Source organism: Ktedonosporobacter rubrisoli, assembly GCF_004208415.1.
Taxonomy (GTDB): domain Bacteria; phylum Chloroflexota; class Ktedonobacteria; order Ktedonobacterales; family Ktedonobacteraceae; genus Ktedonosporobacter; species Ktedonosporobacter rubrisoli.
In genome coordinates this window covers 5,500,020-5,524,491 of record NZ_CP035758.1, presented here as the reverse complement: position 1 = coordinate 5,524,491, position 24,472 = coordinate 5,500,020, and the positions used below count along the sequence as shown (strand labels likewise).

The 24,472-nt window shown below is 54.0% G+C and carries 20 protein-coding genes; 13 read left to right on the top strand and 7 right to left on the bottom strand.

What is annotated here, in order from left to right; all coding sequences use genetic code 11:
• Positions 1-3 precede the first annotated feature (3 nt).
• On the top strand, positions 4-921 hold the full coding sequence (locus EPA93_RS24045; protein ID WP_129889939.1) for an ABC transporter permease: 918 nt from the start codon (positions 4-6) through the stop codon (positions 919-921).
• 241 nt (positions 922-1,162) lie between these two features.
• Entirely contained in the window at positions 1,163-1,999 is an 837-nt protein-coding gene (locus EPA93_RS24040) for a PPK2 family polyphosphate kinase (RefSeq protein ID WP_129889938.1), read from the top strand.
• A gap of 11 nt (positions 2,000-2,010) precedes the next feature.
• Here the strand turns inward: EPA93_RS24040 and EPA93_RS24035 are convergent, their stop codons facing one another.
• Positions 2,011-3,627 (bottom strand): class I adenylate-forming enzyme family protein, encoded by a 1,617-nt coding sequence (locus EPA93_RS24035; RefSeq protein ID WP_129889937.1) that lies wholly within the window; start codon positions 3,625-3,627, stop codon positions 2,011-2,013.
• 247 nt (positions 3,628-3,874) lie between these two features.
• Between EPA93_RS24035 and EPA93_RS24030 the strand changes: the two genes are divergently transcribed.
• The 6 genes from EPA93_RS24030 to EPA93_RS24005 all read left to right on the top strand — a co-directional run bounded on the left by EPA93_RS24030 (position 3,875) and on the right by EPA93_RS24005 (position 10,388).
• Entirely contained in the window at positions 3,875-5,125 is a 1,251-nt protein-coding gene (locus EPA93_RS24030) for a Tm-1-like ATP-binding domain-containing protein (protein WP_129889936.1), read from the top strand.
• On the top strand, positions 5,122-5,946 hold the full coding sequence (locus EPA93_RS24025) for a phosphoenolpyruvate hydrolase family protein (protein WP_129889935.1): 825 nt from the start codon (positions 5,122-5,124) through the stop codon (positions 5,944-5,946). The genes EPA93_RS24030 and EPA93_RS24025 overlap by 4 nt, the downstream gene beginning before the upstream one ends.
• 131 nt (positions 5,947-6,077) lie before the next feature.
• Positions 6,078-6,758: a TetR/AcrR family transcriptional regulator gene (locus tag EPA93_RS24020; RefSeq protein ID WP_129889934.1), complete on the top strand. Its 681-nt coding sequence runs from the start codon at positions 6,078-6,080 to the stop codon at positions 6,756-6,758.
• Positions 6,759-7,362: 604 nt separating this feature from the next.
• On the top strand, positions 7,363-9,006 hold the full coding sequence (gene abc-f, locus EPA93_RS24015; RefSeq protein ID WP_129889933.1) for a ribosomal protection-like ABC-F family protein: 1,644 nt from the start codon (positions 7,363-7,365) through the stop codon (positions 9,004-9,006).
• Between the two features lie 42 nt (positions 9,007-9,048).
• A complete protein-coding gene (locus EPA93_RS24010; protein WP_129889932.1) occupies positions 9,049-9,825 on the top strand; it encodes an APH(3') family aminoglycoside O-phosphotransferase in 777 nt (258 codons plus the stop codon).
• Positions 9,826-10,004: 179 nt separating this feature from the next.
• Entirely contained in the window at positions 10,005-10,388 is a 384-nt protein-coding gene (locus tag EPA93_RS24005) for a hypothetical protein (protein ID WP_129889931.1), read from the top strand.
• A 94-nt stretch (positions 10,389-10,482) separates the two neighbouring features.
• Here EPA93_RS24005 and EPA93_RS24000 read toward each other — a convergent pair whose 3' ends face one another.
• Positions 10,483-11,775: an MFS transporter gene (locus EPA93_RS24000; protein WP_129889930.1), complete on the bottom strand. Its 1,293-nt coding sequence runs from the start codon at positions 11,773-11,775 to the stop codon at positions 10,483-10,485.
• 649 nt (positions 11,776-12,424) lie between these two features.
• Between EPA93_RS24000 and EPA93_RS23995 the strand changes: the two genes are divergently transcribed.
• Together EPA93_RS23995 and EPA93_RS23990 are read left to right on the top strand one after the other, a co-directional pair.
• On the top strand, positions 12,425-13,105 hold the full coding sequence (locus EPA93_RS23995) for a methyltransferase family protein (protein WP_129889929.1): 681 nt from the start codon (positions 12,425-12,427) through the stop codon (positions 13,103-13,105).
• A 185-nt stretch (positions 13,106-13,290) separates the two neighbouring features.
• Positions 13,291-14,376, top strand: a complete 1,086-nt coding sequence (locus EPA93_RS23990; protein ID WP_129889928.1) for a tartrate dehydrogenase — start codon at positions 13,291-13,293, stop codon at positions 14,374-14,376.
• 74 nt (positions 14,377-14,450) lie between these two features.
• Here EPA93_RS23990 and EPA93_RS23985 read toward each other — a convergent pair whose 3' ends face one another.
• The 3 genes from EPA93_RS23985 to EPA93_RS23975 all read right to left on the bottom strand — a co-directional run bounded on the left by EPA93_RS23985 (position 14,451) and on the right by EPA93_RS23975 (position 18,365).
• The gene (locus EPA93_RS23985; protein ID WP_129889927.1) at positions 14,451-15,452 is read right to left on the bottom strand and encodes a substrate-binding domain-containing protein; all 1,002 of its coding nucleotides are present in this window, start codon (positions 15,450-15,452) and stop codon (positions 14,451-14,453) included.
• Between the two features lie 79 nt (positions 15,453-15,531).
• Complete coding sequence (locus tag EPA93_RS23980) at positions 15,532-16,677, bottom strand: ABC transporter permease (protein ID WP_129889926.1); 1,146 nt, start codon at positions 16,675-16,677, stop codon at positions 15,532-15,534.
• A gap of 74 nt (positions 16,678-16,751) precedes the next feature.
• A complete protein-coding gene (locus EPA93_RS23975; RefSeq protein WP_207229650.1) occupies positions 16,752-18,365 on the bottom strand; it encodes a sugar ABC transporter ATP-binding protein in 1,614 nt (537 codons plus the stop codon).
• Positions 18,366-18,756: 391 nt separating this feature from the next.
• On the opposite strand from EPA93_RS23975, the gene EPA93_RS23970 reads away from it, so the two are divergent.
• The 3 genes from EPA93_RS23970 (at position 18,757) to EPA93_RS23960 (ending at position 22,314) form a co-directional block, all read left to right on the top strand.
• On the top strand, positions 18,757-19,773 hold the full coding sequence (locus EPA93_RS23970) for a LacI family DNA-binding transcriptional regulator (RefSeq protein ID WP_129889925.1): 1,017 nt from the start codon (positions 18,757-18,759) through the stop codon (positions 19,771-19,773).
• 75 nt (positions 19,774-19,848) lie between these two features.
• Positions 19,849-21,267 carry an L-fucose/L-arabinose isomerase family protein gene (locus EPA93_RS23965; protein WP_129889924.1) on the top strand — a complete coding sequence of 473 codons (1,419 nt, stop codon included), beginning with the start codon at positions 19,849-19,851 and terminating at the stop codon, positions 21,265-21,267.
• A gap of 294 nt (positions 21,268-21,561) precedes the next feature.
• The gene (locus EPA93_RS23960; protein ID WP_129889923.1) at positions 21,562-22,314 is read left to right on the top strand and encodes a cytidylate kinase-like family protein; all 753 of its coding nucleotides are present in this window, start codon (positions 21,562-21,564) and stop codon (positions 22,312-22,314) included.
• Positions 22,315-22,395: 81 nt separating this feature from the next.
• Here EPA93_RS23960 and EPA93_RS23955 read toward each other — a convergent pair whose 3' ends face one another.
• Both EPA93_RS23955 and EPA93_RS23950 read right to left on the bottom strand, forming a co-directional pair.
• Positions 22,396-23,430, bottom strand: coding sequence for a Gfo/Idh/MocA family protein (locus EPA93_RS23955; protein ID WP_129889922.1), 1,035 nt, complete (start codon positions 23,428-23,430; stop codon positions 22,396-22,398).
• Positions 23,431-23,679: 249 nt separating this feature from the next.
• The gene (locus EPA93_RS23950; RefSeq protein ID WP_165423354.1) at positions 23,680-24,441 is read right to left on the bottom strand and encodes a GntR family transcriptional regulator; all 762 of its coding nucleotides are present in this window, start codon (positions 24,439-24,441) and stop codon (positions 23,680-23,682) included.
• Between the last annotated feature and the right edge of the window lie 31 nt (positions 24,442-24,472).

Genomic DNA, 24,472 nt, shown 5'->3' with positions numbered 1-24,472 from the left:
CGTATGGACTATAGTAAAGATGCTCAGCCGACTGAGCTTGGATCTGTGGGAACAGGCTTAAGATGGCTGCGGATAATCCGCAAGGAACTGAGGCAGGACCCGCGTTTCTGGTGTGGACTGATTCTGCTTATCCTTATTGTTGCCGCGATCTTTGCCCCTGTGCTCAGCCCTTACTCGCCAACCGACTATCAGCCGGCCGTGGCCTCGCAGGGTCCCAGTATGGCTCATCTGCTGGGGACCGATTCGTTGGGGCGCGATCAATTGAGTCGAGTGATTTATGGGACGCGTATATCGTTATCAGTAGGCCTGGCCACCATTATTATGGGGGGTATATGTGGTACGCTGCTGGGCTTGCTGGCTGCCTATTTCCGTGGCTGGGTGGATCAGCTTGTCTCGATCATCACTGATGCCTTGTTATCCTTCCCTTCGCTGATTCTGGCCCTGGCCATTGTGGCAGCCCTGGGACCGAGTGTTATTAATCTAGCCCTGGCTCTGGCTCTGGTACGTGTACCGATCTATGCCCGTATCGCCCGTGGTCAGGCCTTGCAGGTTGCGTCACTTGACTATGTTTCGGCGGCACGGGCCTGTGGTACAGGCTCATGGAAGATTATGTTGCGGCATATCTGCCCCAATATTGTTAGCCCACTCTTGGTTCAGGCCACCATCTCAATCTCGCTGGCCATCCTTGATGAATCGATCTTGAGCTTTCTCGGCCTCGGTGTTCCGCCACCCACCCCGGAGTGGGGAGCGATGGTCAGTGAGGCTCAGACATTTCTGCCTATCGATCCCTGGATGATGGTTGGACCGGCTCTAGCCGTGGTGATTGTCGTGTTGAGCCTCAATATTCTTGGCGACGCCGTGCGCGATCGGCTTGATCCGCGCGACATGACGCGGATTAGCGCTCCATCGCATAATCCTTAGAGATGCTATGGGCTTGCCGCTGTAGCAGTGACGCTCCCATTTGCTCTGCAGAGAGACGGAAGCCATCATATGCGAGACTGGGGCAAGTTAGACGCTTGCCTGTATGGGGACGTATGGCACTGACAGTCGCGGCCCGAGGAGCAGCAAGCCAGGCCGCAAAATTTTGCCATCTTGCCTGCAGGGCTATTCGTCATAGTATGATAGTGGAGTAGGGCTATTTTATTTTTTGAAGGAGCTGAGTATGGAGCTTGCTTGGAAAGTTGCAGAAGGTAGCGAGGTGAGGCTGGCGGATTATGATCCTGATTATACCGCGAAGAATACAAGCCATAGCGAGGCCAAAGAGGAGCTTGATAAGTTAGGCGCAGAGCTGGATGGCCTGCAAGAATTGATGTGGGCCGCACATCACCATAGCTTACTGCTAATCTTGCAGGGCATGGATACCAGCGGCAAGGATGGGACTATTCGACATGTCTTTTCGCATGTGAATCCCCAGGGCTGTGCAGTCCAGGCCTTTAAGGTGCCGACCGAGGAAGAGGCCAGCCATGATTTTCTCTGGCGCGCTCATAAGGTTACGCCGGGCAGGGGTGCGCTGACGATCTTTAATCGCTCATACTATGAAGATGTGCTGGTTGTGCGCGTGCATAACCTGGTGCCGGAAGAAGTATGGACAAAGCGCTATAAAGAGATCAAACACTTCGAGAAGCTATTAGTTGATAATAAAACTATAGTTTTGAAATTTTTTCTGCATATCAGCAAGGATGAGCAAGAGCAGCGGCTACTGGCTCGCGAAAAGGATAAAGATAAAGCCTGGAAGGTTGCGGTCGGCGATTGGAAGGAGCGCGCGTATTGGGATGAGTACCAGAAAGCCTACGAGGTGGCACTGAGCAAGTGCAGCACCGACAAGGCTCCCTGGTATATTGTGCCCGCCAATCACAAGTGGTACCGTAATCTGGCAATTGCGCATACGCTAGTTCATGTCTTGCGCGGCTATAAGGACGAATGGCAGGCCGATCTAGAGAAGCGTGGTCGCCAGGCCCTTGCGGAACTGCGGCAGATGCGTAAAGAAGCGCACAAGTAATTGGTTATTAATCAGGCATGGCCCTGGGGAGCCGCGCGGCGGGCCTGCTCACGGGCCTGCAATTCCCTGCGCAAGATCTTGCCCGAAGCAACTTTGGGAATCGCCTCAATAAACTCAATGGCGTGAAGCTTCTTATAGCCCGCTAGCTTGCTATTAACAAAGGAAATGAGCTCTGCGGGGCTGGCCTGCTGGCCGGCGCGCAGAACTACAAAGCTCTTGGGAACCTGCCCCGCCTCATCGTCGGGGATGCCGATCACTGCGGCGTCCTGGACGGCGGGATGCTCAAGCAAGAGCGACTCTAACTCGGCGGGGGCGATACTGAAGGCCTTATACTTGATCATTTCTTTCTTGCGATCCACAATATAGGTCTGGCCATCAGCATCTACGTGTCCAATATCGCCGGTATAGAGCCAGCCATCGCGCAATACGCGCGCCGTTTCCTCGGGATCTTTCCAGTAGCCAAGCATCACCTGTGGTCCGCGTACCACAATCTCACCATCCTCGCCGGGAGGCAATTCGCGTTCGCCCGTCTCGATATCGACGATTTTCTGCTCGGTATTATGCACAATCATGCCCGCGCTATCCAGACGGATGCGTGCCGGGTCCAGAGGAGAAAAATGCGTATCGGGAGAACTCTCAGTCAGGCCATAGCCCTGGACGATAGGAATGCCTGTGCGTTCTTGAAATTTGCGCGCTGGATCGACGGGAATAGGCGCCGCGGCGTTCATGAGATACTTGACGCTGCGCATACGGCTCAAATCAGTTGTATTGGCCAGGCCTAGAATAATTGGCGGGACAGCAAAAAACCAGGTCACGCCATACTGCTCACAGAGCTGAAGGGTGCGCTCCATATCGAAGCGTTCAAGTAAGATCTGTGTGCCTCCGGCGGCCAGGAAAATGCCTGTCAGCATGACACCGTAGATATGATACATGGGCAGGAAAATGATAGTCCTGTCGGTTGAGGTAATACGTGTGGCAGTAAGAAATTGGAGATGATTGGTAGTCAGGTTGCGATGGCTGAGCATTGTGCCCTTAGGCAATCCGGTCGTGCCTGATGAATAGGGCAGGGCTAACAGATCGTTGCCATGAATCTCGACAGCGGGTGGCCGCTGGGGTGAGGAAGCGCGCAAAAGCTGGCCAAAAGGAATAGCCTGCGGCATGCTCTCAGGTACGTTATTGCCGGTCACGATGATATGCTGTAAGTGCGGGAAGGTCTTCTGGCTTAAGACATGCTGCAAGATTGGCAGCAGCTCGCGATAGACCACTATAGCTTTGGCTTCGCAGTTTTCGAGCTGATAACTGATCTCGCGCTCTTTGTACGCTGGATTCATGGGGCTGATTACAGCGCCAATGCTTGCTGCCGCGTTGAGCGTAATAGTGTATTCTGGCCGGTTCACGGTAAATAAGCAGATAATATCGCCCTTGCCCAGGCCCAGCTCGCGTAATCCATTGGCGATGCTGTTGACCATCGCTTCAATCTCGCGGTACGTCAGGCTCAGGTCGTGATAAATAATGGCCACATGCTCGGGGTACCGTTCGGCCGAGCGGCGTAATAAGTGATCATAGGGGATCTCGGGGAAAGCGATGGGTGGGCGAAAAAGTTCAGGTGCAACCATTTTATCAGACATGTCAGTGTCCTTTCTGGTTTAACTCGCCTTTGAATAGTTCTGGAGGTTGTTGGGAAGTCTTAAAACACTGCTTGTATTTGTAGTTTTCATTATACTGCTTTTCTTTAGCTCTATCCAGAGCTATCTCTATCTAGAGGAGAGCAGGCAACTATGGCTCACTTGCTATCGCCATCATTGCGTTTGTATCATTGAGTTAGGATTATATCAGACGAGCAGCTTTCTGCTTGTCCTCAGGAAAGGATGGGCTATGGCTACGGTTGTCTTGCTTGGCACCCTTGATACAAAGGGTGTTGAGTATGAATATATGCGCCAGCATATTGTAAACGCTGGCTGCGAGGTGATCCTTATCGATGCTGGCATCAAGGGAAAGCCCTTGACGAAGCCCGATATCACGCGCGAAGAGGTGGCGAAGGCCGTCAACACTGATATCGCGAAGCTGGTGGCGCTGGGAGATCGCGGTATTGCCGTCGAGACGATGGCGCATGGTGCGACGGCGATTGTGCGCAAGCTATATGCGCAGGGTCGCTTGCATGGTATTTTGGGTCTTGGTGGCTCGGGCGGCTCGGCGCTGGCGACCGAGGCGATGCGCGCTTTGCCCGTTGGCGTGCCAAAACTTATGGTTTCTACTCTGGCCTCTGGCGATACGCGGCCTTATGTAGGAGCCGTGGATGTCACCATGATGTATTCGGTAGTCGATATCGCCGGCATCAATCGTATTTCCGAACGCATTATGTCGAACGCAGCAGCGGCTATCGCTGGCATGGCTCAAAACTATTCATCCTTTCAGCCAGCGCCTAACGCAAAGCCGCTGATTGGGGCCACCATGTTTGGCGTGACTACGCCTGCGGTTACCGAGGCCCGCCAATATCTGGAGGAGCGCGGCTATGAGGTGCTCGTCTTCCATGCAACCGGCACGGGAGGCAGATCGATGGAAGCTCTTGTTAACGGCGGATTCCTGGCCGGGGTTCTGGATATCACGACTACCGAGCTGGCCGATGAACTGGTTGGCGGTGTATTGAGCGCGGGACCCGATCGCCTGGAAGCGGCGGGCAAGCATGCTCTTCCCCAGGTTGTCTCTCTGGGCGCCTTGGATATGGTGAATTTTGGGCCGCTGGAGAGCGTGCCCGAGAAGTTTCGTCACCGCAAGCTCTATAAGCACAATCCCACGGTTACTTTGATGCGTACCACGCCTGCCGAATGTGCAAAGCTAGGCCATATTATCGCCCAGAAGCTGAATCAGGCTAAAGGGCCGGTAGCCCTGTTTATTCCCTTGCGCGGCGTTTCCCTGATCGATATCCAGGGGCAGGCCTTCTACGATCCCGATGCCGATCAAGCCTTAATCAATGAGCTCAAGGGTGGTTTGAAGTCAAGTATTGAAATTCATGAGCTGGATATGGATATCAATGATCCACGTTTTGCCCAGGCTATGGCCCAGCGCCTGATCATGTATATTCATGAGCGCGCGGGACAGGCGCAGCAAACAGGAGGTAGCAAGTGAACAGAAAAGAAGCTCTAGACCGGCTGCAGGCTACAGTGAGCAAGGGAGGCGTCATTATCGGGGCGGGGGCTGGTACAGGTCTTTCGGCCAAATGTGTCGAGGCCGGCGGGGTTGACCTGATCATCATCTATAATTCCGGTCGCTATCGCATGGCCGGGCGAGGTTCGCTGGCAGGCTTGCTCCCTTATGGCGATGCCAATGCAATTGTCGTAGAGATGGCTAATGAGGTGCTGCCAGTTGTCAAACTGACGCCGGTGCTGGCCGGCGTGTGTGGGACCGATCCGTTCAGAGTGATGCCCTATTTCTTAAAGCAGCTCAAAGAGATGGGCTTTGCTGGCGTGCAGAACTTTCCGACAGTTGGTCTGATGGACGGTGTGTTCCGGCAGAATCTTGAGGAAACCGGAATGGGCTTTGGACTTGAAGTCGATATGATCCGCCAGGCTCATGAGCTGGATTTGCTCACAGCGCCTTATGTCTTCAACGAAGAGGAGGCGCGCGCTATGGCTCAGGCCGGGGCCGATGTTCTGGTGCCACATATGGGCCTGACTACCAAGGGCTCAATAGGAGCACATACGGCGCTCACTCTGGATGAGGCCGTGAAGCGAGTCCAGGCCATGCATGATGCCGCTAAGCAGGTGAAATCGGATATTCTTGTGCTTTGCCATGGTGGCCCGATCGCCGAGCCCGAAGACGCAGCTTATGTGCTACAACGTACGCGCGGCGTGGTGGGCTTCTTCGGAGCATCCAGTATGGAGCGCCTTCCTACAGAAGTGGCAATTACTGAGAATACGCGCCGCTTTAAACAGATCAAGCATAGCTAAATTGTATCGTCGGCGAGCAGGCTGCATATTTTGCTTGCTCGCTGGCTGCCTCTCCTTACGTTTTCCTTGACACATCTATGCTCTCTCGCTATAATCGTAACTATCTGGTTACAATAGGAGAGGAGAGGAGAATGGAGATGCCGGAAACAGGCAAGCGGAGGAGCGAGAAGACGCGCGCGGCCATTCTCGCGGCGGCCGAAGCTGTCTTTGCCGAACATGGCTATGATGGTGCGCGCGTCGATACGATTGCTGAAGTTTCGGGCTACAACAAGACCCTGATCTTTCGTTACTTCGGCGATAAGCTTGGTCTCTACGTTGAAGTGCTCAGGCGCGCCGATAGTGAAGTAAGCGCGCTACAGAGAGGCGTCTATACCCGCTTGCTTGAGGACGAAAGCATGCTCGTGGAGGCCGATAAATTCAGGGCCTTGCTCAAAACTGCAGTTGGAACGATGATCGACTACATGCAAGAGCATCCGCGTATCATGCGCATCATCCTCTGGGAGCATGCCGAAGGCTGGCAGACCATGGAAAAGATCATCTCACAATTTGAGCCAAATGATATCAGGCAAATGGAAGCGATCTTCGCGAGGGCGCGCAAGGCTGGTCTGCTGCGGCCCGATCTCGATGTAACGGCGCTACCGCTGCTAATGATACAGATCTGCTGGTCCTATCCTACTATGCTCCCTTTATATCAGCAAGCGCTACCGGAGAGAGACTATTCCTCTGTTTCCGGGCGTGCGTATATGCGCGAACAAATAATTAATTTCATTGTGAACGGCATAATGCTCGATTCTGCCGACACTGCGCCGTAAATACGGCCTGAGCTTTTCTATTGGTTACCATCGTTGTTAGCTTTCTTCCTGGAGTGGCCTGCATCGGTGCAATCAGACAAATTGAACTGAAGATCGGATCTTGACTCGCGACCTGAGACTATGCTATCCTCAACACATGAGCCACTATATAATCGATCTGGCAGATTATCAGCAGGTCGTTGATATTCCACATAAATACATGTCACATGGCATGGCCGCATAAGCCTGGCGCTTCTGCTTATGCGGCGAAAAGTAGCGTCGAACTGTATGTCGTCCTTACCCGCGCTGTCGGGAATAAGGGCACGACTGCTATGCAATTCGAGCTGCTTTTTCCCTGGCTCCTTTGCTCCCCTTCTTTTCCCTTTTTTTGGACGTCGGCAGGATGCGCACTTCTTCACTGCGTAACGCGTGCTGCGTCAGGTTTGACCCTCTTCCGCTCTATTCCGCTGTGTAAGCTTTGCCGCTTTGCTTTGTCATCGAGACCTCTCGCGCCGTAGCAGCCCTGGAAGGAAGAGGGTCGGAAGGGAGAGATAATCTTCCCTGGATGGCAGGTCTTCTCTCCCCGCAGGCTGGTCCCGATAAAGGAAAAGGAGAGTGAGCACATATGCCACATAGTATTCTAAGTTTTTCGCATGTCAGCAAAGATTTTGGCGGTAATCAGGTCTTTAAAGACGTAGATTTGGAGATTGAAGAGGGCGAGCGTATTGGCCTGGTCGGCGAGAATGGCAGCGGCAAGTCAACGCTGTTCAAACTGGCCCTGGGCCTGGAGACGGCCAGCGCTGGCACAGTTACGCGGCGGCGCAATCTGACAATTGGCTACCTTGTACAGGAGATCGATGCGGCGATGCTGCCAAAGAGCATCTTCGAGGCAGTTTCGGAAGTATCCGAGGAACTGGTAAGCCTGGCCGAGCGCCTTAAAGAGCTCGAAGCTAAGATGGCCGATCCCGAGATAGCCGCCGATCCTGAAAGCATGAGCGCCGTGCTTGATGAGTATAGCAAAGTACAGGAGCGCTATGAGGCTCTGGGAGGCTATACGCTTGAACACCGCGCGGCGGCTGTCTTGAGCGGATTAGGCTTTGCCGAAAGTGAGCATCAGCTCCCTCTTAGCTCGCTCAGCGGCGGTGAGAAGAAGCTCGTCAATCTTGCGCGTATCTTGCTGCAAACGCCTGATTTGCTCTTGCTTGATGAACCTGATAATCACCTGGATATGCGAGCCAAAGCCTGGTTGGAGCAATATATCCAGAATTACCCCGGCACCGTGATGATCATCTCGCATGATCGTCACCTGCTGGATAGGGCCGTCAAGAAGATCTTTGCCTTGGAAGATGGCCAGATCCAGCCCTACGCGGGCAACTATAGCTACTATGCCGAAGAGCGTATGCGCCAGCTGCTCAAGCAGCAGGAGCAATTTACCATCCAGCAGAAAGAGATCAAACGCCTGGAAGCAAGCATGTATCGCCTGAAGACCTGGGCAAAACTAAATAGCGACTTTGCGACGAGAGCCCAATACATGGCGAAGCGCGTCGAGAAGGCCAAACAGGATGCTGTCGATAGGCCTGTGCTGGAGCGCGATAGGATTAAAGTCGATCTGGAGGCCGAACGCAGCGGCAAGAAAGTGCTTGAAGTGCAGGGCTTGAGCAAGGCTATAGATGGCTATGTCCTGTTTGAGCCTTTTGATCTGACCGTACTCTATGGTGAGCGTATCGGCGTCGTCGGAGCCAATGGCAGTGGCAAAACCACACTGCTCAAGACTATGCTGGGCCTCTTGCCGGCTAGCAGCGGTTTCGTTAAGATCGGAGCCAGCGTGGTGAGCGGCTACTACGCCCAGGAGCAGGAAACCTTGCCCTTCGAGAGCACACCGCTGGATTTTGTGCGCCGCTTAAAGAAGATGACCGAGCCGCAGGCCGTGGCCTTTTTGAGTCGCCTGCTCTTTTCCTACAATGACATGCATACCATGATTGGGAGTATGAGCGGCGGAGAGAAGAGCCGTTTGCAGCTTGCGCGCCTGATGTTGACCGAGGCAAATTTCCTGCTGCTTGACGAGCCGACGAATAATCTAGATATCGCCTCGATTGAAGTGCTGGAAGAGGCCCTTGAAGAATTTGAGGGCACGGTTCTGGCCATCTCGCATGATCGCTACTTTCTTGATCGCATCACGACGAAGACAATTGCCATTGGCGTCGATGGAAAGGTACGCCTGTATCCTGGCAATTATTCATATTATGCCGAAAAGAGCCTGGCCCTATAAGGCCACTCTTTTCCTGGGCTGATTATAAGGAAAGGATAGAGCATGTTATTAGCTGGCTTACCTCCAGCTTTGCGCGCTTTGCTGGAGAGTGGCGCTAGCTGGCAACCTATTACCATTGGTTGTTCCGGGGCTAGCGTGTTTCGCATCGGGGATCGCTACCTGAAAATCGCTCCTCATGGCGCTGCGGATAGTTTGTGCGAGGAGGAAGAGCGCCTGCAATGGCTCTACGGGCGGTTGCCGGTGCCCGAAGTATATTACTACGGCCGTGATGCTGAGCGCGAGTACTTATTGATGAGCGAAGTTGTCGGCACTATGGCCTGTGAGGAAGTCTTTAAAACTGATATGGAGCGCCTTGTAGTGCTCATGGCGCAAGGATTACACATGGTCCACGCCGTCGAAATTGCGGATTGTCCCTTTGATCAGCGCTTGTCGATACGCCTTGAAGAGGCGCGTCGGCGTATGCTGGCTGGCCAGGTGGATGAGGAAGATTTTGATGAGGAACGCCGTGGATTAGGAGTTAGACAGCTCTATGCACAACTGCTGCAAGCAAGGCCGGCCAGCGAAGATCTCGTCTTTACCCACGGAGATTTTTGCTTGCCAAATATTCTCATCGATCGGGAAGAGATGCGCGTCAATGGCTTTATCGATCTGGGACGCTGTGGCATTGCCGATCGCTATCAGGATATCGCCCTGGCCTGTAGAAGCCTGGCCTTCAACTTAGGTCCTGAGTGGATTCCGCAATTCTTAGACGCCTATGGCTTGAGCTCAGTTGAGCAGGACAAGGTGCACTTTTATCAGCTGCTTGATGAGTTTTTCTAGCCGCTCCTGGTGGAGCGCCCGGAAGGAATAGAGGCAGGTAGGACAGTCGCTCGTATCCTTCATTTGTGGTATTTGTTAGTACTGATGCTAGGAAAATGCCAGAATGAACAATAATGGCGTAAAATATAGAGAGGATATCGAGAGTTATGATTATTCAGGTAGTAAGGGAGTCGAATGTAATGGGATCGTATCAAGAGCCGCTGATGGCTCTAGAGGCCACTCCTGCTGAACTTGCCGCTTGCGAAGAAGCTATCGTCGTGTATATTCGCCTTCTGGAAGCAACCATCGAGCCGTCCCTAGAACGCAGCGAATTGATAGATATGTTGCACTCGTTCCAGAAACGCTATCAGGGTATGCATCAGGCTCAAGTTGTAACAGTGAAATTTCTCGCCACCTCTAATGAATTGATTGCCCTGGGAAGTGCTATCCTTGGCTATACCCATCTCATCAGTGTAGAAGCTGCTGCAAAGACCAAAGCAGGCCTGGCGAAATATCGCACAGTTTCCGCCCGCCTGCTTTCGTTTCAGCAGCGCTATGTCGCTGAGCTGCATCGCAAAAAGTGAGCAATAGAAGCTTGCGCAGCCGCTTCCAGGCAGCTAGCGCAAGCCTCCCTTGAGGAAGAGCAGATCTTTTTGCGTGAGCCGCGATTTTGGCCAGCTAGTCGGTCGGAGCGACAGCAGGAGTGGTCTCCGTGGTAGCTCGTTCGTAGCGGAAGACAAGGACCATAATGCCAGCCACTACGAGTGCAATGCTCAGCAGGACGATCCCGGTAAGGTTCGAGCCGGTTGTGGCGATAAAGTAGCCGATGATGAAAGGACCAACAAAACCGCCAAGGTTGCCCAGTGCGTTGATCAGGCCCATACCAGAGCCAATGGCCTCCTGGCCAAGAATCAGCGGTGGTAAAGTCCAGAAGACACCCACATACGGCAGTAAGAAGCCTTCGGTGAGAATCAAGAAGATGATGCCGAGCAAAGGAGAAGCGGGACCAAGCAGGCCAGATAAGAGCAGGGCGATGCCGCCAATGATCGTTGGGATGGCCACGTGGAGCTTGCGCTCGCCCGTGCGGTCCGAGTGGTTGGCATTGAGATAGAGACCAATTACGGCGGCAACATAAGGCAGGGCGGACCAGATGCCGACCAGGCCAAAGTTTTGTTTGGTGAGGCCTTTAATCATCACCGGCAGCCACAGGCTCACACCGTAAAAACCAACCTGAATCAAAAAGTAGACGATGACCAGCCACCATACCTTCGCATTTTTGAGGCCTTCTTTCCAGTCGCCCTTATCCTGGGGCAAGGCATTGTGGCGATCCTCGGCAAATTTCTGCTCCAGATAGACCTTCTCCTCTGGCGAGAGCCATTTTGCATCCTCTGGCTTATCGGCAATCATGAACCACCAGAGAACCGCCCAGATCAGTGGTGGAATGCCTTCGATGATAAAGAGGGTGCGCCAATCGGCCCAGGTAAGAATCCAGCCCGAGATCGGCGACATGATGATAGAGGCGACCGGCAAGCAGAACATCCAGTAAGAATTGGCCCTTGCCCGCTCATCAAGGGGAAACCAGTTGGCGAGCAGAACGAGGGTAGCGGGCCAGACGCCTCCTTCGGCCACGCCAAGAATAAAGCGCACAATGAGTAGCTGGGTGGCATTCTGCGCCAGCCCGGTCAGGACTGCAAATACGCCCCAGACGATCAGGGAGATTGTCACAAATTTGCGCGCGCTCCAGGTAATTGCCAGGTGGCCGCCGGGGATCTGCAGAAATAGATAGCCGAAGAAGAAAATGCCGCTGGCCAGTCCGGCAATGGTGGCATCGACGCCCAGCGATTTTTCAATGCCGGGAATGCCAAAGCCAATATTAATGCGATCCATAAAGGCAATCGTATACATAAGGAATGCGACAGGGATGATCCGAACCCAACGCTGACGAGGAATTGCGACGGCTTGCGTTGCCATAAATGCTCCTTTCTTGCCAAACAAGAGCAAGATGAAATATGGTGCAGTGCTGCCTGCCTCTTCCGACTATCTCTCCTTTAAGCTGCAAGCTCTTCCATTAGAGGCGCTAGTGGGCATTGCTAGCTCTATCATGATGATACCATGAAAAAAGCTAAAATATCTACAATGGCAGGTACATAGATATGAAAAAATATTTTATCGAGTTCCAGATTAAACTCTACCTATGAGGTATAATTGTGGATAAAAAATGAACATGAAATGGTTGAGCTCTGTGATCGCTTACTTGCCCTGCAAGAGAGGGTGAACTTCGAAGCAGGGCAAGCAATTATGCGTCGGAGCGTCGAAAAGGTACAGGCACAGTTGACGACTGCATTGACAGGAAAAGAGAGAAAGTCCATGATGAAGCTGAGGACTCATCGCTTGTCCACCCTGGCAAGCCATCTGAGCAGAAAATTGTGGAACCGTTATAACCAGAGAGTGACGAGACTCGGCATGGAGGATCGGCAAGAGCCTTCTTCGTTCTTTGCGCGGGCCGGGTTTCGTCAGCATCTTCGCAAGAAGAGCGAAGAACCGCGCGCTGCCGGACTTCGGAGCCTTGTCAGTTTGCCAGTTATGTTCAAGCATGATTTAAGAATGACGGAGGTAACTTATGACTCTTTTGCTCAAAGCAATTGTATCGATCATAATAAGCTTTCTATTGCTTGCTCTGGCTCTGTTTCTTCCGGCGGGCACACTTCTGTGGCCTGCTGGGTGGATCTTCTTGATTCTATTATTCGGCTTCACACTGCTGAATATTGGGATGCTATTTACATCCAGTCCCGGCTTGCTGCAAGAGCGCCTCAGCCTCTCCCAACCCAATCAAAAAACCTGGGATAGGGTGTTCACTCCTTTGTTCTATCTGCTCTGTTTGGCCTGGACCATTCTGATGCCACTGGACGCAGTGCGCTTTCACTGGTCATATGTGCCTCTTTTCCTCCAGATCATAGGCGCTATTGCCTTGATAGGCTCGTTCCCGCTCATGCTCTTGACCTTTCGGGAAAACACCTTCCTCTCGCCGGCAGTGCGTATTCAGGAAGAAAGAGGACATACGGTGATCTCCACTGGCCCCTATCATTATGTGCGCCATCCTCTCTATGCTGGTGCGCTTCTCCTCTTTCTCGGAACGCCCTTGCTGCTCGGATCGTGGTATGGCGAGCTCTTCGCCCTGATTCTTATCGCTGGGATGGCGGCGCGAGCCATCCTGGAGGAGCGGGTATTATGTGAGGAATTGCCGGGGTACAAAGCCTATATGGCACAGGTCAAATATCGCTTCATCCCGTATATCTGGTAATTGGGAGCGGATCGTGCTCGCAAGGAGCTGGATATATCTTCTCCTTCCGAGTGCGAGATGTTGGAGAGAAAAATGAGATGGCCGGATAGAAATAGGTAGCTAAAACTAGTGATTAAGCTATAATCTTAGCAGACAATATTTTGCGTATGCCTCAGCCGGGGCATATGAAAAGAGGAGCTTAGATTATGCGTTATCATCGGATTGCACTGCTACCAGGAGATGGCATTGGACAGGACGTGATTGCCGAGGGCGTGCAAACTCTTAATCTGCTGGCATCCTTAGCCGGGGATTTTCGCCTGGAGACGCAGAGCTTTGATTGGAGCTGCGAATACTATCTCCAGCATGGGCGCATGATGCCGCCCGAGGCCTTGAATACCCTGCGAGAGTTTGATGCGATTTATTTTGGCGCCGTTGGTTTTCCGACAGTACCCGATCACGTCAGCTTGCATGGTATGCTGCTGCCAATCCGCCAGGAATTTGACCTCTATGTCAACCTGCGCCCCATCCGTCTGTTGCCAGGCCTTGAAGGTCCCTTGCGCGGACGAACCACTGCCGATGTCAACTTTGTCTGTGTGCGCGAGAACACCGAAGGCGAGTATGCCCGCTCCGGCGGTCGCATTCAGGTCGGGACGCCCCAGGAAGTTGCCACCCAGACGGCCATCTTTACCCGCCAGGGAACCGAGCGCATCATTCGCTACGCCTTTGAGCTGGCGCGGCGCGAGGGACGCCATAAAGTCACGAGCGCGACCAAATCCAATGCCTTGCAGTATAGTATGGTTTTCTGGGATGAAGTGTATAGCGCCGTAGCCGCCGAATATCCCGATATCACTGCCGATAAGTGGCATGTAGACGCCCTGGCCGCCCGTTTTGTCACGCATCCCCAGACTTTGGATGTTGTGGTTTCCTCAAATCTTTTTGGCGATATCCTGACCGATCTCGGTGGCGCCTTGCAAGGCAGCCTGGGCCTGCCTCCCAGCGGAAATATCCATCCCGTTGCCGAGACGCGGCGCGGCCCTTCCCTCTTTGAGCCAGTGCATGGCTCGGCACCGGATATTGCCGGCAAAGGCATTGCCAATCCAATTGGCGGAATCTGGTCCGGCCAGATAATGCTTGAGTATCTTGGCGAGCGCGAGGCTGCCACACAACTTATGCGCGCGATTGAAGCGGTGACCGCAGCCAGAGAAGTGTTAACGCCCGATCTGGGAGGCCGCGCAACTACTGTTGAGGTTGGCAAGGCGATTCGCACCGCATTGCGCAAGCTCTACAAATAGGCTGCTAGGGAATTGTGGCCCGCAGAGGAGCAGGCTGGAAAAGCTTCCAGCCGCTCCCCCTGGGGTGGGCGTGCTTAGCTAGAGAATTGATATTGCTTGTAGAGGTCTGCGGCATTTTCGGGCGTGACCGGAGTCGTGCCCAGGGTTAGATGGTGTTGTACCTGCTCGTGATGGACGATCTTCTCCACATAATCCGCGGCCTCTTTGGCGCAGGTGGGATAGATAAAGGTTCCGGCCAGCTCGCCTAGCTGTACTGCCCGAATACCACCATCGGGAATGGCCAGGCCATCGGTGCCGATAAACTTCATCTGTTTCTGGCGATTGACGGCTGAGGCAGCCAGATAAGCTCCAAGCGCCATCGGATCATTCTGACCATAGACAAGATCGATCTTGGGATATTGCGAGAGCCACTGCTGCATAATGGTCGTGGCATTTGGCTTGAGCCACTTGGCCTCGCGGTCGGCAATAATTTTGATCTTGGGATTGCTAGCGATCCCTTCGCGGAAACCTTTGTCGCGATCGATCTGAGGCTGATCGCTCAAGATGCCTCGCAGCTCGACAATGTTCCCCCCATCAGGCAGAAGCTTGGCAGCTAATTCACCGGCCCGGCGCCCAATCAACACATTATCCCCGCCGATAAAAGACGTATAGCAGTCTGTATTGACCGAGCGATCAAGGATAATTACCGGGATATGTTGCGCACAGGCCTGCTCAATTGGCGCCGTGAGGGGAGCCGGCTCATTAGGCGAAACAATCAACGCGTCGACGTGTTGAGAGATAAAGTTCTGAACCTGGCTCACCTGGGTTGTACTATCCTGGTGCGCATCGGTGATGGGCAAGAGCTTTAAATCAGGATATTGCTTGATGTAGTGCTCAAGCTGCAGATTAAGCTGAGCGCGGTAGGGCTCGGCATTGTTTGACTGCGAATAGCCCACCACGAAGACTTTTTTGCCTCCGCTGTTGCTGTTGCTATTGCCGTTGGTGGCTGTGGTGGACCCGCCGCCACAGGCAGTTAGCGCGATAACGAAACAGAGAAAGATGCCGTAGGTGAACGCTCTCAGGACGCGATTCTTCATAGAGTGATCCTTTCTTCAGCGTTACAGCAAATAATAAAATCATGCTCTGTGATACGAGCCTTACAACCTTGTTAACTGATCATTTAGAATCCCGTTTCTGCCTCCTTTCCGGCTGGATGCCTGCGATAGCCGGGCGTATAGCAGCAATGATAGCTGTAAAGAAACCGGGGCGCTGTAAGACAACCGCGATGACCACAATGAGTCCCTTAATAACGAGTTGCAGATTATCGCTAACTGCATTCAAACCTAAAACATTATCGAGCAAGGTCAGGATCAAGGCGCCTACCAGAGTACCAATGATCGTGCCCTTACCGCCCATCAGATTGGCGCCGCCAATGACCGCCGCAGCAATCGCATCAAGCTCGAAGGTCTGGCCCGCCAGGGGATCGGCCGAAGCGCTGTAGGCGGCATCGATTGGACCAGCAAAGCCTGCCAGCATGCCGGCCAGCGTGAAGACAATGATCGTTACAAGCGTCACATTAACGCCCGAGAGCCTGGCCGCCGTCTGGTTGCCGCCCACGGCATAGATGTGCCGGCCAAAGCGCGTTCTGGATAGAATGACCTGAAAAACGATGCAGGCGATGACAAAGGCCAGGACCGGATAATAGATACCTGCATTGCCAATAATAGGCAAGGAGATGTTAGAGAAGAGGTTATGGCCCGGGGTGCCCAGCAATTGGAAGGCCGCCGAGTTGGGCGTAAGCTGGCCGTTGGCCCCGACAATTTGCGTGCCCACGCTAACATTGTTGCTTAGCTCGCGATCAAGCCCACGGGCAATGCTCAGCATCGCCAGGGTTACAATAAAGGATTGAATGCGCAGCAGCGAGGATGCCAGGCCATTGAATAAGCCGAAGGCCGCCCCAACCAGCATCGAGACTACAACAATCGCCGCAGGATTCAGGCCTGTCTTTGTCAGCAGAAGCGCCGCGGTCATCGAACAGAAGCCCATCACCGAACCAACCGAGAGATCGATGCCTGCTATCAAAATAACTAGAGTTTCTCCCACGGCCAGAATGCCCCGCGAAGCAAACGCGCCAACGGCGTTAGTAAGGTTGGTGCTATTGAGGAAGATATCCCCTTTAGAAATAATGCCGTAAGCCACGATAAGAATAAGTCCGATATATCCCTGAAGCGAACCGAGCAAGGCAAGAATTTGTCCCAGCCTTTCCTTGCGCGTTGGAGTTGTACGGTCTTTGGTCGCGGGATCGCCGATTCCTACGCCCATAATCCCTTCACCTCTTATTTTCTGTATTGAAATAATGCCCAATTGCCTGTATGTGGATAGTGCAGTATTCAGGCTTAGCCGACGCTGCTCAGCGTGCTCTCGCGAGTGGTCGCAGCCTCTAGAATCATCTCCTGTGTGGCCTGGCCATGGCCGAACTCGCCGGTAAGCCTTCCTTCGCAGAGGACGAGAATGCGGTCGCACATTGCCAGGAGCTCCGGGAGCTCAGACGAGGCCATGATGATGCCCAGGCCGTTAGCAGCAAGCCGATTCATCTGTTCATAGATCTCGGCCTTGGCGCCTACATCGATGCCGCGCGTTGGCTCGTCCATTAACAGAATGCGCGGGTGGGTAAGCAAGCACTTGGCCAACACAACTTTTTGCTGATTGCCACCAGAGAGATTGTTGACAATCGCCGTTGGACCAGGCGTTTTGATACGCAACGTACGGATATAATCGATAACCGCAGCCCGCTCGTCAAGCTGCTTGATGAAGAGCCAGCGGGTAAATTTCTTGAGGGCAGAGAGGCTAATATTGAAGCGAACCGAGAGCTGCGTAATTAAGCTCTGGCCCTTGCGATCTTCGGTAATAAAGGCAAGGCCGCGCTTAATGGCCTGCTGTGGGCTGCGAGCGTCAAGCAGGCGCCCTTGTAGGTAGACATGCCCCTTGAGCAGGCGATGCGGATGCACGCCAAAGATGCTCTCAAGTACCTCGGTGCGCCCTGCTCCCATCAGACCGGCCAGGCCGATGATCTCGCCAGCTTGCAGGCTGAAGCTAACATCGTGCAAGGGACGGCGGCCACTGCTGGCGTCGCCGCTGAGGCTGAGGTGCTCAACGCGTAAAAGCTCCTCATCATCCTTGGTCAGGCTATCACCTTTGGGGAAAAATTCCTGCAAAGGGCGGCCCACCATCATTCTGATCAGGTCGGCGCGCGAGACCTGGCTGAGCTCGTGCGTGCCGATCAGCTCGCCGTCGCGCAGGATCGTCACAGTGTCCGCGATCTCCTGCAGCTCCTCAAGGCGGTGCGAAATATAAATAACGGCAACACCGCGCGCGCTTAACTGCCTAATGACATTAAATAAGCGATGTACCTCAGCATCTGCCAGCGCCGAAGTCGGCTCATCCATTATCAGGATGCGCGCGTTAAGCGAAAGGGCCTTGGCTACCTCGATAAGTTGCTGCTCCGCGATACGTGCCATACGCACTGGCCGCGTAGGTGGAATCGTAAGATCGAGCTCAGCCAGCAGGCGCACCGTCTGAGCATGCATACGCTGGCGGTCAAGCATGCCCCAGGGCGTGCGTAGCTCACGGCCCAGAAAGATATTGTCGGAGATCGATAACTCGGGCACCAGATTTAATTCCTGGTGGATCATCGCGATGCCCTGATGCTGAGCATCACGCGGGGAACGAATAGAGACAGGCTGGCCGGCGATGCGAATCTCGCCGTCATACTCGGAGAAGACGCCATCGAGAATGTTCATCAAGGTCGATTTGCCCGCACCGTTCTCTCCCAGCAGAGCGCGCACCTCGCCAGGCTTAACGCTCAAAGACACGCCTTTAAGCGCCCGCACGCCTGGGAAGCTCTTACTGATCTCAAGCATTTCTAACAAAGGCTTGCCAGTAGCGCTAAGAGAAGCGGCAGGGGAGACATTGCCCGATTCGCCGTTGTTGACGCCATTCGTTATGCTCACCAGTACACGTGCTCCTTTGCTAAACGGGGTACACAGGTGTAAAAAAGCTTTTCAAAGGGCGATAGAATATAACGATATGGTTATTGAAAAGGTTTTCAGAAAAGCAATCCTCAGGAAAATAATACACAGAACAGGTGTATTCGTCAAGAGGGAGGCAAAGGTAAAATAATGACCATAATCAGCATGCCAGACAAATTTTTTGCGTCTTGACAAGTGAACTATCCCTACTCTATACTCGTCCTAGTGGTGCTATATTAGGACCGATCTCAGAGGTAGTTGTGAAAATATTTTCAAGCAAACGCTTTTGAGCCTCGACTCGACAAGAAAATGATTTCATATCTATGTTAGCCCAGGGCGTTGGCATCGGAGCAGAGAGCGATGGTAGGAAACGATGGCAAACATTCAAGATGTGGCTAAACGAGCAGGGGTTTCTATTTCCACAGTATCGCGCGTCTTTAACGGGACGGCCACGGTAAGTGCTGAGATTGCTTTACGCGTGCGCAATGCTGCCCAGGAGTTGCAATACCAACCGAGTAGAGCGGCGCGGGCGCTACGGGCGAATCGCTCAACAATCATTGGCTTGCTGATTAGCGATATTCAGAATCCCTTCTTTTCTTCACTCATTCGCGGCGTCGAGGATGTCGTCCAGAGCAGTGGTTATAGCTTGATCCTGTGCAATTCGGATGAGAATCCCGACAAAGAGCGGCAGTATGTCGAAGTGCTCTGTGCCGAGCGGGTAGCCGGCATTATCATTGTGCCCACGCGCGAGCATCAGCGCTCGCTGAGACTATTCCGGGATCGTGAAATTCCCGTGGTGGCAGTTGACAGGCGCGTCAAGGATCATAGCACCGATGCCGTGCTTGTCGATAACGTACGCGGCGCGCGTGAGGGCGTGGCCCACTTGATCGCCAACGGCTATCAACGGATCGGCGTGATTACCGGCCCGGTAAGCACAACGACGGGGCGTGAGCGCTTGCTGGGATATCGCCAGGCCCTGGAGCAGGCCGGGATCGTGCATGATCCGTTATTGGAGCGCTGCGGTTCTTTTAAGGAACACAGCGGTCAGCAGTTAGCTGATGAGCTATTAGATCTGGAGGAGCCGCCTGATGCGCTCTTCGTCTGCAATAATCTCATGACGCTCGGGGCCCTCGAAGCTCTGCATATGAGGGGCCGGCGCGTCCCTGAAGATATGGCGGTAGTGGGTTTCGACGAGATGCCCTGGGCTGCTCTGAGCTCTATTTCTCTAACCACAGTGACGCAGCCGGTCTATGAGCTGGGTAGCACTGCGGCTTTACGGCTTTTCCAGAGACTGAAAAGTCCCAATATATTTACCCGCCAGGAGATTGTGCTGGCTCCCATGTTATGCGTGCGCGGCTCATCGCGGTCGCGCTCGGCGCCTATGCCTTAGGACTGGCCAGCTCTCAGCGTGAGTAGATTTTACAGCGTTTATCTTCGATAGGCCCATTACCAAAGGAGGCAAGATTTGGCTCGTATCGGAATAATTACTTTCTCTGATGGCAGAGATTTTGTCCATCGTGACCTGGCAGAATTTGACCGTGGCGTCGAGAATAAGATTGCGCAGGCGCTCACTGAGAAGGGTCACGAGGTTGTGCGGGCTGAAGAGGTCGTATGGACCAATGAGCTAGCGACGAGAGAAGCGCGCAGAGTAGCTGATATGCGCCCGGATCTGACTATTTTTAATATCCCGGTATGGGCCTTTCCGCACTTTGCGATGCTCGCAGCGCACGCGACGCCTGGCCCTTTACTCCTCTTCTCAAGCTTGAGCCCGCAATATCCCGGCATGGTTGGCATGCTGGCTGCGGCCGGCAGCCTTGATCAGATCGGACGCGTCTACGGCCGCGCCTGGGGCAGCATTGAGGAGCCGGCAGTCTTAGAGCGTGTAGAGGTCTTTGCACGTGCGGCTGCGGCGGTGCGCTCGCTTGATGGGAGCATATTTGGGCGCATCGGCGGGCGTCCTATGGGCATGTATACGGCTGTATCCAGCACTGACCAGTGGATGGAAAAGTTTGGAGTTGACGTCGAAGAGATCGATCAATGGGAGCTGGTACGTCGGTCCGAGACGATTGAGAAGAGCCGCCTGCGAGCTGCACGTGAATGGCTTGAGAAGCACGCCGCTGGCGTCCACTACGACGGCAAGCAGTTGACGCCCGAATTGCTTGAGCGCCAGATTGCCTCCTATTATGTCATGCGCGAGCTGATTGAGGAATGGCACCTCGATTTCTCTGGCATCAAGGCCCAGCCAGAGCTGACCACGCACTTTGCGACCATGGATGTGACCGAGGCCTTTTTGAACGATCCCTATGATTGGGATGGTCCCAAGGAGACGCATGTCTGTGCGACCGAGGCCGATATGGACGCAGCCCTGACCATGCAATTGCTCAAGGGGCTCTCGCATACGCCAGTGTTGTTCGCCGATGTACGCCATTATCACACTGATCGCGGCATCTGGGATCTGTGTAACTCGGGCCAGCATGCTACCTGGTTTGCCGCCCGCAGCGACGACCCGGCCGAGAATATGAAGCATGTCAATCTCTATCCTGAAGGCTTCTATTTCCGCGCTGGCGGAGCCTCCGTGCATCATGTGGCCGCGCCTGGCGATTTCACCTTTGCCCGCCTTACACGGCTCAAGGGGCGCTATCGCATGCATGTCATGCTTGGCAGTCTTGAGCGCTATGATCAGGCCACCAACGATTTCCTTATGAAGCAATCGGATTATAACTGGCCTCACGCCTTTGCGCGGATGGAGGCCAGCGTTGAGGAGATCCTTGGCCGCTATGGTTCAAACCATATCCATGCAATCCCTGGGAACTATGTCGAGGATCTGCGCATCATCTGTAAATTGCTGGATATCGATTATGATGGTTTTGGCAGCGCAGCCTAGACGCATGAAGTCTTAGCGTAGCACAAACCAGGCAATATAAACGCATGCCACAAGGGCTATAATTGTTGAGCCATAACCCCGGTTCTGGCCGCTATTTGTAGCCCTTGCTTTGTTGTCATCCGTATTATCTATAGAACAATGGATAGAAAAGAGTGCATAGCCCACGAGGGATCTGGCTACAGTTGTTCACCTGAAGCCTGGTAGGATCATAGCTCTGAAGCTGGCTTTATTGGCAAAAAGCGTGCTCAAGAAGACGCAGAGTAATACCCTCTGTGGTGGACAGGAGAAAAGCACATGGATGACAGAAACAACTTGATTTCCCAGATGCACGTTGTCACGGTCTCGCGCGAGTACGGCAGCGGCGGCGGTGAGATCGCTCGGCGCATAGCTCAGCGTCTGGGGTGGCGACTGGTTGACCATGAGATTGTCCTGAGAGTAGCGCGGGAACTTGGCGTGAGCGAAGAAGATGCGGCGGCCCGCGATGAGCGCACAGAAGGTTTTGTAGCATCCCTTTTAAGTAGTATGCAGGCCGTAGATCCCTCGTTAATGGTCTTGACGCCTGTACCAAGCGTAGCCGATCCCCAGGCCTACCCCAAGGCCTTGAGCAGGGTGGTCCAGGCCGCGGCCTCTTCTGGTTATACGGTAATTGTTGGACGGGGCTCGCAGGTTCTTCTGGCCCAGAGGCGCGACGCGCTACATATCCGCATCGTCGCTCCCCTGGAGCAGCGCATTAGATATGTCATGCAGCGTGAGGGCCTTGACTATAATGCGGCTCGTTCGCGTATCCAACTTAAAGATCATGATCGCCAGAAATACCTGCAGGCAGTGCATCATCAGCGCCCCGATAATCCAGGTCTCTATGACCTGGTAATTAATACAGGCGTTTTGGATTTGGATAGCGCAGTAGACCTGATTGCCCTGGCCCTACAGCGTAAGGCCACGCGCCTGGAGCTTCCCGCCGAGCAACTTGGACCGGGGGCTGGGCTCCCGCCTTATCCTGGCCATCCGCACGATTTGCGTCCCCCTGATAACTTCGCTGGCGCATAGAATAGTGCAAGGGCAGCAGTGTATGGCCTCGCGCTGCTGCCCTGTTGCTTCATTTTCTGGCCCTGAACTTTTTTGTCAGGTTTAGATCTCGATGGGAACCCAGCGATGTTCCCTCATCGAGCGATAGGCCGCATCCATAATTGTATTGATGATCAGGCCATCGGTGAAGGTCTCGCGGGGCTGCTTGCCCTGGGCCACGCACTCCACGAAGTGCTTCATTTCTTCGTGATAACCATACACGCGCGCCTCATCCGGGAGGGGAAAAATCCAGCCAGTATTTGATTCGGCTTTTTCCAGCAGATAGGCGTTAGTTGAGCGCACAAAGGCATTGATCGGCGTAGAGCGGGTTACATCGGTAAAGATGCTGCCTTCGGTGCCGTAAACCTCATTGCGCAGATCCAGCGAGCCGCGCGCCGTCCAGCTTACCTCGGTCTGGCCAATCGCTCCATTCTCAAAGCGCAGCAGGACAATCGCATTGTCCTCGGCTGTTGTCTTATCTGTATGCACCATCGTATCGCCCCAGGCCAGCACCTCGACAGGTTTGATATCCTTCCCGATGAAATAGCGTGCCGCCTCGATGGTGTGGCAACCCATGTCAAGGAGCGCGCCGCCGCCAGCCTCCTCGGCATTCCAGAAGTGGGGAGCATGTGGGCCCGCGTGGGCCTCGCGCGAACGGACGGTCAGAATCCGACCGATCGAGCCCTCGTCGATGAGGGACTTGGCGCGTATGACTGCCGGGCTAAATACTTCAGTCTCACCATAGCAGTGAATTATGCCGGCCTGCTGCACAGCTTCAAGCATCTGGCGTGCTTCCTCGGCATTGCGGGCCAGAGGTTTGGTGCAGGCTATATGCTTTTTATGGCTAGCGATAAGCCGGGTCGCGGGCAGATGTAAAGCGTTGGGTAGGGCGATAATGACAAGATCGACGTCCTCACGAGCCGCCACAGCTTCCATATCGTCGGTGCTTTCGGGAATATTCCAGCGCTGGGCGAATGCGGCGGCCTTGCCTTTATCGCGTCCATACACGGTCACAACTTGCTGATTGGGCACTTCTGCAAGCCCTTGCATATAAAACGTTGCAAGGAAACCACATCCGAGCATACCAATGCGAACCATAAAATAGCTCCCTTCTTGCTGTTTGCTTCATAATTCTCTTTTTTTCCGCTCTCGGGCAGGCGGTGGTTCTGGTATAAGAGAGGATGGTGTGGGTAGTTACAAAATACCTTGCCCGGCTAGTGCCGGGCTAGCTCCACCTTGAGTTATAATGATCTTTGATCATCATACACTATAGATTATGATAAATCAAGGCAAGGGAAACGCTAAAAATTGCGGAGATCCGATCTCCAGGGCTAGTGGATTGGCGCTTTAATAGTCGGCATGCAGATCATGTTTGCGCGGAAGGCCGCTGACGCGATACTCATAGCGATCGGCCCGCGAGACGACGGTTGCCGCTACCACTGGCTCATCGTTGGGCAGATACGTAACGCGCGTCACGAAGAGCACGGGGGCCCCGGGCTCGACGCCGAGCAAGCTTGCCTCAAAGTGGGTGGCGCGGCGTGCCGTTACCTTATCGCTGACCCGCGCCAGATCGAGTCCGTAGCGCTTTTCTAACGTCTCATAGAGCGATTCGCCCTCCAGACCTTTTTCGGCTATATCCGGGCTAAAGCGCAGGCGCAGATAATCGACCATGAGCGAAATTGGCTCTTCATCAGCATAGCGCAAACGCTGGATGCGCAGCACGTTTTCTGGGGCGTTAAGATCAATCTGCAGGGCCTCGGCGACCCAGGCCGGAGGAACAACCTGGAGCATCTCACAATCGACAGTGTGCGGCTCTAAGCCTAGCTCGCGCATACGCTCGGTCCAGCTATGCAGTACGCCCAATTCCTGGGTTACCTTGCGTTGTGCTACAAACGTGCCGCTCCCCTGGCGGCGGACCAGTAAGCCCTGATGTACCAGCTCATCGATGGCGCGGCGAACCGTAATGCGACTCACACTAAAGCGCTGCTCCAGCTCTGCCTCCGTCTCAATGGTCTCGCCGGGCTGCAGTTTTTCCTCGATCTCGCTGCGCAGCGTATGGGCTATCTGCTTATAGAGCGGCCCGTCCTGGCCGACTCTGGCTATATTCATTGCTGCCTCTTTCTCCTCCGGTTCCATGCCT